The sequence below is a fragment of the Flavobacterium sp. LHD-85 genome (assembly GCF_030929595.1).
Taxonomy (GTDB): domain Bacteria; phylum Bacteroidota; class Bacteroidia; order Flavobacteriales; family Flavobacteriaceae; genus Flavobacterium.
This window is the reverse complement of record NZ_JAVFVR010000004.1, coordinates 412339-429758: the sequence shown is the minus strand read 5'-3', so window position 1 is coordinate 429758 and position 17420 is coordinate 412339. Positions and strand designations below refer to the sequence as shown.

Below are 17420 nucleotides of genomic sequence, written 5' to 3'. Positions count from 1 at the left end.
AAAATTTGTGTAATTCGCGGCAAAAAAATATTACTGAACAACAGCTGTAAATTCGATTTCAACCAAATATTCTGGAGCAACCAATTTACTGATTCCGTAAAATCCTGTAGTTGGTTTTATATCTTTAAAGAAAGCAGAGTGTGCTCTAGCCACTTCTTCGAAAGTAGAAACGTCTGTTGTGAAAATCCTTGTTCTTATAACGTCTTTCATGCTTACATTTAAATCTTCTAAAACTTTTTCTACTCGTTCTAAAATATTATACGTTTGAGCATAAGCGTCATCAGCTTTTACCTTATCCCCGTCAACAATGGCTACAGTTCCAGAAACTTCAACAATATTGCCAATTCTTACGGCACGGCAATATCCCATTTTGTCTTCCCACGGAGATCCAGTCAAGATGTTTTCTCTTTTCATTTTTTTATAATTTTTGCGAATTTGCCGTATGGTTTAAAAAGCAAATTCAGGTTGATTAAAGATGCTGCAATTTAAGAATTATGGTTTTGACAGCGATAAAAAAAAGCTTGAAATCAATTCAGAAATTCAAGCTTTTTGTGATATTAATCGTTATTCGGTTTCTTTTTCTTCGTACAGTCGAAGCTTGTTTTGTATCGTATTTAAATTTTGCTGCAAGGTTTCAATCTTATTTAGTAAATGTGCAATAGCATCAATCCCTTCCAGATTTATTTTAAGATCGTAGTGCATACGAATCATTTTTTCAACCGTTGGAAGCTGTTCGGGTTCAAGAAATTCGTCATTTTCTTCCGTTATAATATGAATGAGTCCGTAATTATTAAGTTCGGTTATAAAAGTATTTTCAATTTCGTGGTAAATACAAAACTGTTTGATCTGGATTAAATTTTTGTTTTTCATGACTTTCTTAGTTTTGCTAATTCTTCAAATAACTCTTTTTCTTTATCCGACAGTTTTGTTGGAACTTTTATAGTGTACGTAATGTATAAATCGCCAAACTGATTCTCTTTTTTATAAACAGGAAAACCTTTTCCTTTTAACTTCACTTTTGTTCCCGGTTGTGTTTCTGCTGGCACTTTGATTTTTACTTTTCCGTCAAAAGTATTGATGTAAGTTTCTCCCCCTAAAATTGCCGTGTACAAGTCAATTGGCGCCTCGGCATACAGATTATTGCCTTCACGTTTAAAATCAGAATTGTTAGAAATTATAAAGGTGATGTACAAATCGCCATTTGGCCCGCCATTAACACCAGGCCCACCATGATTTGGAATTTTGATAATCTGTCCGTTTTCTACACCAGCAGGAATCGTAATTCGGATATTTTTTCCATTTACGGTTAAGTTTTGTTTGTGTGTTGTATATGCGGCTTTAAGATCTAATTCCAGTTCGGCATTAAAATCCTGTCCTCTATATTTAGCCTGCGATCTGTTTCTGCCTCCGCTTTGGCCATACATCGAATTGAAAAAATCTGAAAAATCACTTCCAGAAAAGTCTCCTCCACCTCCAAAACCAGAGAAATCGCCTTCAGAATATTGATAACTGCTTTGCTGTTGATTCGGATCGTAGCCTGCTTTTTCAAATTCGTCAGCATGTTTCCAGTCTTTCCCGTATTTGTCGTATTTTTTTCGATTTTCGGGATTGCTTAAAACTTCGTTGGCTTCATTTATTTCCTTGAATTTTTTTTCGGCTTCTTTATCATTCGGATTCAAATCGGGATGATATTTTCTTGCCAGTTTTCGATATGCTTTTTTGATGTCTGCTTCGGTTGCAGATTTGGTAACATCCAATACTTTATAATAATCGATATAATCCATTTTATTGAGATTTTAAATGGTAAAATAAAGTCTTCAAGTTAAGAATAAGTTGTTAATAATCAAAATCATATTCGTCGCGTTTTGGGATTTGGAATTTTTAATTTGGAATTTGTTTTTGTAGAAAAACTATATTTTGGCAGGTTTTTTGCTTCCAAAAATTAGCTTAATTTAATGTTATAAAACTCCTAAAGTTGTAGCAAGTAAGTAAATTATACTATTTTTGTGAAGCTGGACTTTTGTTTTAAATTAATTATAAAAGGCGATTCGATAATACTTTTTTAAATGAAGCACATTTTATTTTTCATATTATTTTTTACTGCCATGTCTGTATCAGCCCAAATTGAGTCTAATACAAAATTCAAAGCTATCCCGGGCGCAAAGTTTACTGCAAAGCCTAAAAAAACTCCGATTCCTCAGGTCAAAGATCCACTGGCAGAATTTAATGATATGCCTGCGATTAAAACTCCAAATGTTTTTGAAAATACTACTATAACTCCGAAATCAAAGTTTCAGATTGGAGAAGAGAAAAGTAAATTTACCATGTCTACAGAAACCGATTTTGCCAATCCAGGCGATCGATATGTGGCAAAAATGGAGAAAGATCTAGATAAATCTTTAAAAGATGCTGGTTTAAGAGAAGGCCGCGGCGTTTTGGTAAAGAAAAATATTTCGTTGGGAGATTTTAAAACTAAATCGGAATACTTCATTGTTAAGTTCCGTGATTTTGGGGCAATTGATGGAGATTTAGTAAAAGTTTCTTCAAATGATTATGTCATTAGAGATCGAATTTTGCTGGATTCCAATTTTCAGCAAGTAAAAATCAATCTTACTCCAGGCTTTAATAAATTAGATTTCGAGGCTTTAAATATAGGTTCACTAGGAGGAAATACTGCAGAAATACAAGTCTACGACGATAAAGGCAATCTAGTAACAAACGATTATTGGGACAACCTTGCTGCAGGATTTAAAGCTTCTATTGTTGTAACTAAGGAATAGTGCTTTTAGCATTAGGTTCAAAGTAACAAAGGTTCAAAGGGACAAAGTTTTTACGCTTCGTTACCTTTGAACCTTTGTCGCTTTGAGCCTTTGAACCTCAAAAATTAGAACGGATCCGCAGTCACTTTAAACTTCATTTCTGCTTTTACCGTTACATCTTGCGTTAAGGTTTCTTTTAAAGTTACTTTAGTTCTAATTTTGTAACTATCTGCTTTAATATATTCATCTAATCTTTTATCAGTACAAATTAAATCAACAGAATTGCTTGATACATTAATATTGTCTGCATATGCTAATTCGATTTCTTCAGAATTTGCTGTTGAGATATATAAATGAACCGATTTTAAAAAAGTAAATGTTTTATCTGAAGGGTCAGTAATGGATAATTTCAGTGATCTGATTTTAACATCTTTTACTAAGCTAGCTTTTGTTTTATTGTTTTCAAATTCGGCAGAAGAATTGGTTGTTACTTCAGGTGTTATAATCTCAGAAGGCAGATTAATTGGCGAAGTGCTTTGGATTTTTATCGAAGCGCTATTCGAGATGGTAAATGTCAATAAATCATCGACAGTATTACAAGACGAAAAAAAGATTGACAGAAAAAGAGTCAGGGCAATAAGTTTTGATTTCATAGTTAATTTTAAATTGGGTTTTCGTTAGATACGAATTTTTGGATTGTTTGGATTTTTTTTGAGGTTCAAAGTTACAAAGGTTCAAAGAGACAAAGAAAAAAAACTTTGAACCTTTGTAACTCAGAACCTTTGAACCTAAAAATCGGAACGTAGAAAAAAAATATTTATTTTTTCAACGTTCCGATTTTTGAATTTCGAATATAAAAAGTACTTTTGCGCATGCAACACAACGTACTTATTTTAGATTTCGGGTCGCAATATACTCAGCTTATTGCGCGTAGAGTTCGCGAATTAAATATATTCTGCGAAATTTTTCCTTACAATCACATTCCAAGTGATTTATCAAGTTATAAAGCCGTAATTTTAGGAGGAAGCCCTTTCTCTGTTAGAGGAGAAGATGCACCACATCCTGATTTATCACAAATTAGAGGTAAAATGCCTTTGCTTGCCGTTTGTTATGGAGCTCAATATTTAGCTCATTTCAGTGGTGGAGAAGTGGCTGCTTCAAATACTAGAGAATACGGTAGAGCTAACTTGTCTTATATTAAAGAAGGCGAAACTTTCTTTGAAGGAGTTTCAGAAAACAGCCAAGTTTGGATGAGCCATAGCGATAGTATCAAAGCGCTTCCAACAAATGCTGTAAAATTAGCTAGCACGCATGATGTAGAATACGCAGCTTACAAAATTGAGGGCGAAACTACTTATGCAATTCAATACCATCCAGAGGTTTACCACTCAACAGATGGAAAACAGATGTTGGAAAACTTCTTAGTGAAAATTGCTGAAGTTCCTCAAAACTTTACTCCAAATGCTTTCGTTGACGAAATGGTAGCAGAATTAAAAGAGAAATTAGGAAACGATAAAGTAGTTCTTGGTTTATCTGGAGGAGTAGATTCTACAGTAGCAGCAGTTTTATTAAACAAAGCAATCGGACAAAATTTATACTGTATCTTCGTTAACAACGGGCTTTTACGTAAAAACGAATTCCAAAATGTATTAGACCAATACAAAGGAATGGGATTAAATGTAAAAGGTGTAGATGCTGGAGATCGTTTTCTTGGCGAATTGGCAGGAATCAGTGATCCAGAAACAAAACGTAAAACAATTGGTCGTGTATTTATCGAAGTTTTTGATGACGAATCGCACTTATTAGAAGACGTAAAATGGTTGGCTCAAGGAACTATTTATCCAGATGTAATCGAATCTGTTTCGGTAAAAGGACCATCTGCAACTATTAAATCGCACCACAATGTGGGTGGATTGCCAGATTACATGAAATTAAAAATTGTAGAACCGCTTAGAATGTTGTTTAAAGACGAAGTTCGTAGAGTAGGAGCTACATTAGGAATAGATCCTGAATTGCTAGGAAGACACCCTTTCCCAGGACCAGGATTATCAATTAGAATTTTAGGAGATATTACTCCAGAGAAAGTTAGAATTTTACAAGATGTAGATTCTGTATTTATCGAAGGATTAAAATCTTGGGGATTATATGATAAAGTTTGGCAGGCTGGAGCAATTTTGCTTCCTGTAAACAGTGTTGGTGTTATGGGCGATGAGCGTACTTACGAAAAAGTAGTAGCGCTTAGAGCGGTAGAATCAACAGATGGTATGACTGCTGACTGGGTTCATTTACCTTACGATTTCTTGATGAAAGTGTCTAATGATATCATCAATAAAGTAAAAGGCGTGAATCGTGTAGTTTACGATATTAGTTCAAAACCACCTGCAACAATTGAGTGGGAATAGTAGCATAATTTAAAATTAAGGTCTTACATTTGTAAGGCCTTAATTTTTTATAACCTACTATTTATGAGAGAACTTTTAACAATTTCTCTTGTCTTTATTTTGTCTTTTAACAAAATAACTGCGCAAGATTCAATTATCGAGCACAAAATTCAAAAAGGTGAAACCGCTTATTTTATTGCCCAAAAGTATAAGGTTTCTATCGATGAGATTTATAAGCTCAACCCCGAATCGCAAAACGGAATCAAAGACAATCAGGTTTTAAAGATTCCAGTTCACAACTCAGAAAACGCAACTTCAAAGCAGCAAACTCATATTGTTGCACCAAAAGAAACGCTGTTTGGTTTATCAAAACAATATCACGTTTCTGTAGAAGCTATTCAGAATGCCAATCAGGAAATTTTGGCCAGCGGACTTCAAATTGGTCAAGAACTAATTATTCCTCAAAATTCAGATTATTCTTCAAAACAAGAAATTGCTGTTTCTTCAAAAACAACACATCAGGTTGTGGCTAAAGAATCTTTGTTCAGTATTGCCAGACAATACAATGTTTCAGTTCAAGATTTAGAAAATTTGAATAGAGATATTTTGATTAATGGTTTGCAGATTGGCCAGACGATTTCCATTCCAAACAAAAGAAAAACTTTAGATGGAAGGGTTCGCGTTATCAATCAAGAAACCGTTTTTTATATAGTTGAACCCAAAGAGACCAAGTTTTCGATTGCTAAAAAATACGGAATCTCAATTGATCAATTAGAATCTCAAAATCCTGAAATTGTAAACGGATTAATTGTTGGGAACAAATTAGCGATCAATACTTCTGCAATAAAACCTGCAAATGAGAGCGAAGAATTGATGCTTGCTTTGGCTGAAAAACAAGTTGTCGTAGAAAAAACAAAAGCTAAAACAGTTGAAATTGAAGATTTAAAAGACCGTTTGGTTGTTCAGAAAGAAATGAATCAGAAAATTATAAAAATTAATGATTTGAAAGTGAATCTGAATGATATGAATGGTTCTAAAGAAAATTCGGTAGAAAAACTGCGTCTGGTTTTAGAAGCCAATAAAAATGTGCAGGATGTTTTAATGGCAAAATTAGATTCGCTTGTCAATTCGATGAATGATGATTTGAAAGAACTGAAGCGAATGGAAATTTTGAATGTTGAAGAATCAAAAAGGCTCGAGAGACAATCTTCTGAAGGAATAAGTAAAACAAATGAATTATCGTCTCAACTGAAAAAAGAACTGGCAGAAAACAGAAAAGTATATGCTGGTTTAATGAACAAAGTAGAGAAAATTGCGGTTGAAGAAAATCAGGAGTATAAGAAGAAAATTCGCGAAAGCGAGAAAAAAGCCAACACAGAACCTTTACAACAGCGTTTGTCTTTAGAAGAGATCAAACGTTATAAAGAAGATCAGCAAAAAGGAGATGAAAAAAATCAGCTTTTGATTGCTAAGATTGATTCGCTTGACAATCAGAAAAAAATTGAAGTAAAAAGACATATCAGTAAAGCTTCCTATTACAGCATGGAAGCTCGAAAGTTTGATGATAAACTAGCTTTGGTAAAACTGAAAAAATATCAGGACGAAGCAGTCAAAAAACAGAAAAAGAATAATACTGTCGAAAATTCAAAAACAATTTCACTAGAAGAAATGAAACAGGAATTGAAAGACAATCCATTAAGACGTGATAAAACAGTAAAAGTAGAAGTTTATGATAATCTTAGAGAAGTTTCGAACGGGTATTACTTAGTTTTGGGTATATTTACAGACGCAGTTGACCGAGATAAGCTTATTATGAAACTCATTGATTCTGGCGATTTTAACGCTAGTTTCTTTTTCAATATTAATAGCCTTTCTTACTATGTTTACAGCGATAAATTCGAAAACATGGAAGAAGTGCTTTATAAATGCAAGAAAAAAGAAGAAGATGAGTTATATAAAGAAATCATAATTGCCAAAGTAGAAATCGATTTGAGATGATTTTCGATTGAAATAACAAACGGCTCGAATTTTGCTTTGAGCAAATTTGTGAGATATTTTTAAATTAGAAATTAAATTGTTTTAAGCCATATTATGAAGTACTATTTAACATTATTGTCTCTTGTATTCTTTATTAGTTCAAGTGCTTTTTCTCAGGAAAAAGTGGTGAAATATAAAGTGTCAAGTGGTGAAACTATTAATCAGATTGCCCAAAAATTTAAGGTTACGCCTTATGATATTTATAAGCTGAATCCAGATGCTAGAACAGGTTTAAGCCCAAACACAGTATTGTTGATTCCTACGACAGGAGAAGCAAAAAAAGAAGTTTCTGAAACTAAAACAGCTGCTTCTTCAGGAAAAGAAATTATTCATGAGGTGCAGCCAAAAGAAACGTTTTACAGTATCGAGAAAAAATACGGAATCTCTGATGAAGCTTTAAAAGCGGCAAATCCGTTTTTGGAGAAAACAGGTGTTCAAATCGGACAGAAATTGGTTATTCCTGCAAAGGGATCGACTCCGAAAACTGCTGCAAAACCTGCTAAAGAAAAAGTTGCTGAAAAATATGTATATCATGATGTTCAGCCAAAAGAAACAAAATTTGGTATTGCAAAACAGTACAATATGACTGTTGACGAATTGGAAAAACGTAATCCGGATATCGTTAATAGTTTGCCAGTTGGTTATAGACTGACCATAAAAGGAACAGCTCCAAAGACTGAACATGTTGCAACAGAAACAGCAAAGCCTGCTGAAAATAAGAAACCAGCTGAATCTTCTAAAAAAGCGGTGACTTATATGGAGTATCAGGTAAAACCGAAAGAAACTTTTTATAGTTTGGGAAGAGTTTTCCATTTATCGCAAGATGAATTAGTGGCATTAAATCCGTCACTTTCTGAAGGGGTAAAAGAAGGAATGGTTCTGAAAGTTCCTGCTGGATATATTGCACCTGCACCAATTATTGCAGCGCAAGTTCCTACTGAAAAACCAGCAGATTCTTCAGTAAACAAACCTGTAGAAAGTACTGGAAGCGGAATTAAAATCGTTGATAAAGTAAAATCTACTGAAAACGAAAATGCAGAAATTGTTGAATTAACCAAAAAGAGAGGTGTTAATGAGCGTAAAAAAGTAGTTTTACTGCTTCCTTTTAATATGGCAAAAATACAAAGTGATACGTCTGGAACGGCTAATAGAATTAAAAATGATAAGTTTTTAAATATGACTTTAGATTTTTATTCTGGAGCTTTGATGGCTATTGATTCTGCAAAAACATTGAAACTGCCAATTGATGTTGCTATTTATGATTCTCAAGAAACCAAAACAACTTCTAATGTTGTAGGTTTAACTCCGAAACTTCAAGATGCAGATGCTGTAATTGGGCCATTTTACCAAACTAATGCAGAAACAACAGCAAACATGTTACGTTCTTATAATGTTCCTGTAATTTCACCTTTATCAAAAGATAGTGCCAATCCGATTGACAATTTATACCAAACAATACCTTCAAATGACGTGATTAAAAATTCTATTTTTGATTATATGCGTTCTAAAAATGGAAATATTGTAGCGGTAGTTGATAAGAAAAAAGAATCGGTTATTAATTACATCAAACAAAACCAAAAAGGAGTTGCATTTGCTTCTTTAACAGAAACAGGAGGTTTGGATGTGGCTAATTTAAAAAGCTTATTGATCCCAAACCGTATGAATTATGTAGTAATGGAAACAGGTAATACTGCTATGGTTAAAGCTACGATTAAAGCTTTGCTTGATTCTCAGAAAACTTGTCAAGTTCAATTGGTAATTCTAGAGCCAAACAGCACATTAGATACAGATGAAATTAGTTTTGATAATTTAGTGAAATTGAAATTAATGTATCCTTCTGTAACGCGTGAAAGTGACGAACAGTCAGTTTTAATTTATGAAAAACAATACCGTTTGAAAAATAAAGCAAATCCGACTACTTATGCAACTAGAGGATTTGATGTGACGTTTGACACGATGATGCGTTTGGTGCAGGGAAAAACATTTCAGGAAACTGCTGATTTGATGACGACTCAGCAAGTAGATAATAAATTTCAATATTATAGAAAAGAAGATGGCGGACACGCTAATAAAGGTGTTTACATCTTATATTATGATAGTGACTTAACTTTAAAAGTAGCAAATTAATGACATCAAAAGTAACCTATTTAGGAGATTTAAGAACAAGTTCAATTCACGTGCAATCAGGAAGCGAAATTATTTCTGACGCACCAGTAGATAATAACGGAAAAGGGGAAGCATTTTCTCCAACAGATACAGTTGCAAATGCTTTAGCAAGCTGTATGATGACCATTATGGGAATTAAAGCCCGTGATTTAGAAGTTGATTTTGTGGGTTCGACAGCAGAAGTAACTAAGATTATGAATGCCGAGCCAAGAAGAATTGGAGCAATCGAAATTGTGTTTCAAATGAAAAGCAATGCTGATGAAAAAAGTAAAACTATTTTAGAGCGTGCTGCAATGACATGCCCAGTATTTCTAAGTTTAAGTAGTGAAATAGAAAAGAAAATTACTTTCAACTGGAATTAGTTTTTGACTGAATATTAAAAGGGGCTGTCTCAAAAGGACAGCTTTTTTTTTATAAGCTTCAGAGAAGCGAAATATGTATAGCAAAAAATAATATTTACAATATAAAGCTCCAGAGGAGCGACATGTTATGTATCGTAAAAAACATGTCACTCCTCCGGAGCTTTCTAAAGTTTGTCTTGTTAAGATCTATAAATATTTTGCTCCTCTGGAGCTTCTTTTCATTGTATTATCGAAATTCTATACATATTTTGCCCCGCTGGGCTTTGCAATATGTTTTTATATAATGTTGTCCATTTAAAGGAAATCTCTTTTTACAAGCTTCGGAGAAGCTAGATATTTATAGCAAAGAATAGGCATTTACAATGTAAAGCTCCAGAGGAGCGATATTTTTTGTACAATGTAAATTTTACGAATTGTCTAAAATAGACAAGAGAGCAACATCTACTTTGCCCTCTTGTCCCTTACTAACTAACCAATATTATTTATTCTGAAAACTCTAATTTTTTAAGTTTGTTCCATCCTCCACGTGTAAAATCTGGAATTTCAACAGGAGCAGAATTATTGTCAAGAGAAATCTCTGTTAATGGCCCTAAACAAGACCATTCGGCTAAATCATAAACATCCATATCAAGAGGAAGTCCTTTTTGCAGACAGTGAATTAAACGATAATCCATAATGAAATCCATTCCGCCGTGACCGCCGACTTTTTTCGCTTGTTCTTCAATTCCTTTAGCAATCGGGTGTTTGTATTTTTCCATTAATGCTTTTTTAACTTCTTCAGGAACAAAAGAGTGTGCACTCAATTTTTCATGGTTTGGTTTTACGTCATCGCTTAACTCTTTTCCGTCCAAAGCATAACCTTCAAGCGGATATTTATTAGCAAACCCTTTTGTACCGCTTAATTGATACATTCTGCTGTACGGACGAGGAGAAGTAACATCGTGCTGAATGTGAATTGTTTTTCCGTTTTCAGTACGAATCATAGTCATGGTATGATCTCCGTTTCTAAAATTTTTAATTTCCTGTCCTGATTTTTCTTTAATGTAAGCAGGATTTCCTACGGCTTTTGTATCCATAGAAACCAAGAAATTCATTTTGTCACCACGGTGAATGTTTAGTGCCTGACACGCTGGCCCCATCCCATGCGTCGCATAAACATCACCGCGGTGTTTTATGTTATAATCCATTCTCCAGTTGTTCCAGTATTCTCCCCAGAAAGGCTGTAAACCGTGAATGTAAGAACCTTCAGCGTGAAGAATTTCTCCAAAAACACCTTGCTGTGCCATGTTTAATGTTGTTAATTCGAAGAAATCGTAAACACAGTTTTCTAATTGCATGCAATGCTTTCTCGTTTTTTCTGAAGTATCAATAAGTTCCCAAATTTCTTTCATAGTCAAAGCTCCCGGAACTTCAATTGCAACGTGTTTTCCATCTTTCATTGCCTGAACTCCGATAGAAGCATGATGAAGCCAGTCTGTAGCAATATACACTAGATCTACGTTTGGCAAGGCTGTAACTTTTCTCCAAGCATTTTCATCGCCATAGAATTCCTGTGCTTTTGGAAAACCAGCTTTGGTCAAAATTTCATTTGATTTTGCAGTATTTTCCTGAGTCATGTCACACAACGCCACAATTTCTACACCTTGAATATGTGTCATACGTTCAACCGCGCCCGGACCGCGCATTCCAAGTCCGATGAAGGCTACACGAACCGTTGGAATTGGATCTGCAGCCATTCTTAATACGTCTTGCTGTCCTTTCGGGCGTGCAGGTGTTTTGGTCTTAATCATTTGTGCAGAAGCAATCGTCCATCCAAACAAAAGAAAAAGAACAATTGCCGATTTAAAAAATGTAGTTTTCATGAGTAAATTAATTTGTTTTTTGTTGATCAATACTTCATCATTTATGGCAAAGCATCAAAATTTATTTCTGGTTTTTTATTGTTTAATGGTCTTGTAAATATTGCTTTTGGTGTGGTGAAATTGTCAAAGAAACCACCATCTTTTAAGTAAAACGAATCATTTTCCAGTCCGCCTGCGAAGTCCATTCGATATCCTTTTGTTCCTGTATTGTCTGTTGTAAAACGAGCTGAATTAACTTCAGTCCAATTCCCTTTTTCATCGCAAACCCATTGATTGTTGAATAGAACTTTTCGTGATAAATTACCTTGTTCCGGAATGAAATTTTCTAAAAAGGAATGAAATCTTTTTAAATAAGTATATGTTTGCGGACGATTAAAACTTGCAATTAATAACCATTTTTTTAATTCTGGTGCATAGAAATAAGCAGTATAAGTTGTTGAATTATTGTTTTCAGGAAATCCTCTTAACAAAAACTTATATGTTGTTCCGGGTTTCCAGCTGTATTTTAAATAGCTCTGTCCGCCAGAACCTTCGCTTCCAAATTCTCCTGCATGTACATTTTCTCCTTTTTTGAGCATTTTGATTTTTTGCGAATCAGGAATACTTTTTGGATCGTCTGTTTCAAAGGGACTCCAAACCGAAAACAAAATTCGTCTTTCAGTCGCCGAATTTACTTGAATTCCGAAATAGCCTTCGCCAAATCCGTTTGCCATAAAATAAGAACCTATTTTGTCTTCATTTTTAGGAACAGTAATTTCGTTGTAATACCATTCTGCATTGACATTTTCAGGAACCTGATAGTTTAAATGAACCGAAGGCCCGCGACGTCCCCAATGATAAAAGTTACCTTCATTATTTGGCACATAAGATATTTTTCCATCAAAATCTTTGCTTGAAATTTCTAAACGATTTATAGAAGGAAAACGATCACCAGTTTTACTGATTCCTTTGATCTTTAAAGCAACATAACCTTCTTTTTTTATTGTCCAAGTTCCAATGGAAATTGCTTTTTTTGAATCTGTGAACGTTACTTTTTTAGATTCGTTATTTATAGAAAATTCAACTTCTGATTTTCCAAAAACTTCGACAGATTCTTCAACTGTAAATTGAAAAATTCCAGGTTTTGAAATCTTAAAATATAAAGTGAAAAACTCATTAGGGTTTGTCCAATTTTCAATGCCATTGTCTGTAATTGTATTGCTTCCGTCAATATGTATCGAGCTAAATGCATTTCCTGCAAGTGGCAGTGAAATTTTTGTTTTAGGGTCTTCTATTGTGTTTCTTTCAACGAAAGAGGCGTCTTTTATAGGAGAAAAAGAAATTAATGCCAAAGCAAGTAATAAGTATACAATTTTTTTCATTTGATTGCTGAATTCGTTTCTTTTTTTGAATTGCCTCTGTAACAAACCGAATTAGAGAGGTTTTAAAAATCAAAAACGTATGTTTTAAATCTAATTATGTTTTTTAAATACTTTGTTTTTTATGTTGTAATCTGTTAATGAGGTGGTTATGGTATTTTGAGATAACAAATAAAACAATGCTTACTTTTAATTATTTAACGAAACTATTGAATATATTTTGATTAAACAAGAAAAAACAGAAATATGTGCTCGAACACACTAATTTTGTGCTCGAGCACATGGTATAAACGATTTTTATCGCCTGGCTATAAAAAATGTATATTCTTTTTAAATTCGAAGTAGAATTTAATTTGGTTTTGCTATCTCAACACTTAATTCTGTATTCTGTAAGTTTAGTTCCGTTGGTTGCATTCCTTTCAGAAGAATATTTTTTCCTAATACATCTTTTTCAATTTTGTTTCCGCTAATTTCTACATTTTTGCAGGCTTCAATTCTAAAGTTGTATTTCTCTGGATACCAAGGAGTAAAAGCATAACTACGTTTGATCGAATTGTTTTTAAAACTTAATCCGTCTACAGAAACGGCGTAAAGAATAGGGTAGTCTGAAGGGTTAAAACTGTTATTTTCTATTTTTATATTTTTATGAAATGGTTGCAAAGCATTTGGTGACGGAATTTCAGGATAAATGCTGATAATTGCTTCACAAAATTGATAATAAGAGGAATTACATGGAAATCTAAATTCATTGTTTTTGATGGTAATGTCTTTTACAGCACCGCTTTCGAACCAATAATTTGCATCTCCCGCTATAAGAATGGCCGAGCCACTGGTTTCGAAAATATTATTAGATATTACCACTTTTCCTGGAGTGGATATTAAATAACCACGTGCACGATTGCTACCCACAAAGCAATTTGTAATTGTAGCATTTGGCGTCCAACTTAGATTTTCCAGAACAAAATTGGCATCTATATCGGTCGGAATTTTTTCTTTGAATCTGATAATAAAATGATCTACATCTAACGGTTCAAAACTTGAAACAATTCCGTAAGACATCGTGTTCATTTCTTTTTTCTGAATAAAGCCAACTTTATCTCCAGCGACAGCCCATAATAATCCGTGAGACATATTTTGTCCAAAGTTGCATTTTACAGAATAGTCGTCTATTTTTTGCATTACCGGCACGTAGGTTCCATGAATGTTAATAGGATCATCCATTAGGCCTTGTGCGTCGCAATTGTCTATTATGATTTCGCCCTTGCATCCCATAAAATGCAAACCATCATCGTGTCCGCTGAGATATCGATTTTTTTTAGGATTTGGAAGCATATTTACTTTTCTCATCTCAATATTTTCGCAGTATTGAGATAGAATTCCTAATCCGGAAGTATGGTAAACATTAATATTCTCCAGTTTAGTGTTTTTGCTATGAAATAAAAACATTCCGGCGTGATCACGTTTTCCGTGTCTTAATATTACAAAGTTTCCAACGGCGGGTGTTTTGGTAAAATTTCCTTTCATTACTACCAATCCTGGTTTTACTTCGCTGTAAATTACATTTTTTAAGTCTCCTTTTACACAACCATTATCACCTGTATTTGCTGGGATAATATGGTTTTTATCAAATTCAATTAACCACGAACCTTCAGAGAGCGCCCAGTTTTCATTAGCATTTTCTCCTATAAAAGTCAAACCTTTTTCATGGATTTTGTAGGGAGATTGAGCTATATCAATTTTCATTAGAATGTGATTTTCATCTGCTTCAATAATTTCGGCTTCAGATGTTAGAGGAACATCCCAATCGATGTTTACATTTTTGATTGTGATGTTTTCTGCATTATCTAATGTAAAAGGCTGAATGTGCTCATGATACACAAAATCAGATTGCTGAGCATCAATCGTAATATTCTTTTTGTTTTTTATGAGAATGGCCAGTTTTCTGGTATCGGCATCATAAGTATTGCTCTCATAATAAGTTCTGTAATAATTGGCATCAGGATAGAAATCATAACGTCCTTTCGGAAAAATTATTTGTACAGATTCGCTTCCCAATCCTTCAATAAGCTGATTAACTTTTGCAGTTAAATTTTCTTTGGTATTAGCCATAATACCATAATCTTTTACGTTTATTTTTTTAACCTTGTTTTGAGCAGTGCTAATGGTTAACAGAAAAAATAAGATGGATGTTAAAAAGAATTTTTGCATTTTTAGTTGCGATTTTTAGTTAAAAAATAACCTCTCTAATGAACCAAATTAGAGAGGTTTTCAAAAACAAAACAGATTCTAGGATTCTTATAATTATTTTTGACTACTAAATTTTTTCATTAATGGCGTTACATGTTTTTGTGTATCGTCATCCAATGAGGACAATGCTTTATCTGCTTCGGCTGGCGCATATTTTGTTAATCCTGTTAATCCAGCTGCAATTACGTTATATGATTGTTCTTTAATACTTTCTGCCATTAAATTTTTATAAGAAGCATCGCCTGTAGATGATAATTTTACAATAGCATTTGCTCTTGCAATGGTCTTTTTATCATTTTTAGCAATATCAAGAAGCATTTTTAAAACCTGATCTTTGGTTTGTTTTTCATTTAAATCAATTGCTTTGATGCTCAGTACTCTTAAATCTTCCTGTTGATCTTTTAAACCTTCTAGTAGAATAAGCTGTGACTCCTGACTTCTGTCTTTTGAAGCAAATTTTATAGCTTCAATTCGGTTGTAATAGGATGGTGCATTTTTATATTGATAAAGATAATCAGCAGCGGTTTTTTTATCTACATTAACTTCACCAACTAGGATTTTATCTGGATCTAAATCTATAAATTCAGGTTTTGAGGGAAGGTCAAAACTGAAGCTTTGCTGTCTTTTATCAATTAAAATCTCCTTTCTAATTTTAGTTCCGTTTACGTAAAAATCAACTTTTAAAGGCAGTGTAAAGGTTTGCACCGAACTATCCTGAGATTGACTTACTGTAATGGTAATTTTTCCGTTAGCGTATTTGTAGTTCACATCCAGAATTGGACTTCCAGCATTATAATACCATTGTTCAAAATAAGGCAACCAATCTTTTCCTGTCACTTCTTCCATCGATAAACGCAGTTGATGCGGTTCGCCAGATTTGTACGCATTTGTAGTTAGATAATGATTTAATCCCTTAAAAAAGGCTTCGTCACCCATTTGGTTTTTCATGGCATACAAAATAATCGAACCTTTAGAATAGCTGATATTATCAAACATATCGTCTGCGTTTCTGTAATGAAAACGAGCTAAAATAGGACTGTCGCCATTTTTTTGAGAACGTAAATAATTCTGCAATTTTTCATAACGAGATCTGTCTTCACCATCTTGTCCTGCATCGTGCCCGTGCCATAAAACTTCTCCAAAAGTGGCAAACGATTCATTCATGGTTAAGTTTGACCAAGACTCAGCCGTTACATAATCGCCAAACCATTGGTGAAAAAGCTCGTGAGCAATGGTACTTTCTTGATTATCATCTAATAATTCGCGCTCTGTTTTTTGCACATATTCACCATGAACGGTTGCCGAAGTATTTTCCATCGCACCTCCAAAATAGTCTTTCACCACAATCTGCGCATATTTCGCCCAAGGATATTCTACGCCAAGCATTTTGCCGTAAAAATTCATCATATCTGGCGTTTTATAAAAAATCTGTTTGGCATAAGGCGCATATTTTGGCTCTAAATAATAGCTGACTTCTTTACCTTTATAAGAATCTTTATAGATTTTAAAATCACCAACGGCCATCATAAACAAATAAGGCGCATTTGGCTGTTCCATCTTCCAGATATCTGTTCTTGTCCTGTCTTTATTTACTTTTTGCGAAGTTAATTTGCCGTTTGAAAGTGTGGTATATTTTGCCTCAACGGTCATAGCAATTTCAGAAGTTGTTTTCTGATTTGGTTTATCGATTGTTGGGAACCAGCAAGAAGAAGCCTCCGTTTCGCCTTGCGTCCATATTTGTGTTGGTTTGTCACCTTTTCCGTCAGGATTAATAAAATACAATCCGTTTGAATTGGTAATCGATTCGCCAGCTTTGCTTTTCAGTTCTGCTGGTTTTGCAGTATAATTAATGAAAATCGTATACTTTTCTGTGCTTTTATATTTTCTGTTTAAAGCTATTGAAAGTTCCTCATTATCATATTTGTATTGCAACGGAATACTTTTTTTGCCATCAATAATAGCAATTTCTTTAAAATCCATTCCTTTCGCGTCCAACTTAAGCGAATCAGTTTCGTAGAAATGAGGTTTTAAAGTAATCCATTCTTTTCCGTACAAATAGCGTTTTCCATAATCGAAAGAAACTTCCAGTTTGGTATGAATTAAATCATGCGTTTTTAAAGGAGTAGTACGATAAATAGATAATTCATCTGTCTTTTCTGCTTTGTTCTGTGCTTCAATTTTTGGAGCCATCAAAAGGACAAGACCAAAAAAAGTATATTTTAAAAAATGGTTTTTCATTTTTATTATT

13 protein-coding genes are annotated in these 17420 nt (G+C 33.7%); 5 read left to right on the top strand and 8 right to left on the bottom strand.

Annotated features, from left to right (window positions below; translation table 11 throughout):
• Positions 1–30 precede the first annotated feature (30 nt).
• From RB618_RS09650 to RB618_RS09640, 3 genes are all read right to left on the bottom strand, one after another.
• On the bottom strand, positions 31–414 hold the full coding sequence (locus RB618_RS09650) for a RidA family protein (protein WP_308068553.1): 384 nt from the start codon (positions 412–414) through the stop codon (positions 31–33).
• Positions 415–564: 150 nt separating this feature from the next.
• Complete coding sequence (locus tag RB618_RS09645) at positions 565–870, bottom strand: chaperone modulator CbpM (protein WP_308068552.1); 306 nt, start codon at positions 868–870, stop codon at positions 565–567.
• Positions 867–1784: a J domain-containing protein gene (locus RB618_RS09640; protein ID WP_308068551.1), complete on the bottom strand. Its 918-nt coding sequence runs from the start codon at positions 1782–1784 to the stop codon at positions 867–869. The genes RB618_RS09645 and RB618_RS09640 overlap by 4 nt, the downstream gene beginning before the upstream one ends.
• A 282-nt stretch (positions 1785–2066) precedes the next feature.
• Between RB618_RS09640 and RB618_RS09635 the strand changes: the two genes are divergently transcribed.
• Positions 2067–2780, top strand: coding sequence for a hypothetical protein (locus RB618_RS09635; RefSeq protein WP_308068550.1), 714 nt, complete (start codon positions 2067–2069; stop codon positions 2778–2780).
• A gap of 104 nt (positions 2781–2884) precedes the next feature.
• Here RB618_RS09635 and RB618_RS09630 read toward each other — a convergent pair whose 3' ends face one another.
• Positions 2885–3412, bottom strand: coding sequence for a hypothetical protein (locus RB618_RS09630; RefSeq protein ID WP_308068549.1), 528 nt, complete (start codon positions 3410–3412; stop codon positions 2885–2887).
• A gap of 219 nt (positions 3413–3631) precedes the next feature.
• Between RB618_RS09630 and guaA the strand changes: the two genes are divergently transcribed.
• The 4 genes from guaA to RB618_RS09610 all read left to right on the top strand — a co-directional run bounded on the left by guaA (position 3632) and on the right by RB618_RS09610 (position 9705).
• The gene (gene guaA, locus RB618_RS09625) at positions 3632–5161 is read left to right on the top strand and encodes a glutamine-hydrolyzing GMP synthase (protein WP_026729125.1); all 1530 of its coding nucleotides are present in this window, start codon (positions 3632–3634) and stop codon (positions 5159–5161) included.
• Positions 5162–5224: 63 nt separating this feature from the next.
• Positions 5225–7138: a LysM peptidoglycan-binding domain-containing protein gene (locus RB618_RS09620; protein WP_308068548.1), complete on the top strand. Its 1914-nt coding sequence runs from the start codon at positions 5225–5227 to the stop codon at positions 7136–7138.
• Positions 7139–7231: 93 nt separating this feature from the next.
• On the top strand, positions 7232–9304 hold the full coding sequence (locus RB618_RS09615) for a LysM peptidoglycan-binding domain-containing protein (protein WP_308068547.1): 2073 nt from the start codon (positions 7232–7234) through the stop codon (positions 9302–9304).
• Positions 9304–9705: an OsmC family protein gene (locus RB618_RS09610; RefSeq protein ID WP_111378679.1), complete on the top strand. Its 402-nt coding sequence runs from the start codon at positions 9304–9306 to the stop codon at positions 9703–9705. The genes RB618_RS09615 and RB618_RS09610 overlap by 1 nt, the downstream gene beginning before the upstream one ends.
• Before the next feature lie 482 nt (positions 9706–10187).
• On the opposite strand, the gene RB618_RS09605 is transcribed toward RB618_RS09610, so the two are convergent.
• The 4 genes from RB618_RS09605 to RB618_RS09590 form a co-directional block, all read right to left on the bottom strand.
• Positions 10188–11567: a Gfo/Idh/MocA family oxidoreductase gene (locus RB618_RS09605; protein WP_308068546.1), complete on the bottom strand. Its 1380-nt coding sequence runs from the start codon at positions 11565–11567 to the stop codon at positions 10188–10190.
• Positions 11568–11608: 41 nt separating this feature from the next.
• Positions 11609–12928: a DUF3472 domain-containing protein gene (locus tag RB618_RS09600; RefSeq protein ID WP_308068545.1), complete on the bottom strand. Its 1320-nt coding sequence runs from the start codon at positions 12926–12928 to the stop codon at positions 11609–11611.
• A 345-nt stretch (positions 12929–13273) separates the two neighbouring features.
• A complete protein-coding gene (locus RB618_RS09595; protein ID WP_308068544.1) occupies positions 13274–15133 on the bottom strand; it encodes a hypothetical protein in 1860 nt (619 codons plus the stop codon).
• 93 nt (positions 15134–15226) lie between these two features.
• Positions 15227–17410 (bottom strand): M1 family metallopeptidase, encoded by a 2184-nt coding sequence (locus tag RB618_RS09590; RefSeq protein WP_308068543.1) that lies wholly within the window; start codon positions 17408–17410, stop codon positions 15227–15229.
• Positions 17411–17420: the final 10 nt, after the last annotated feature.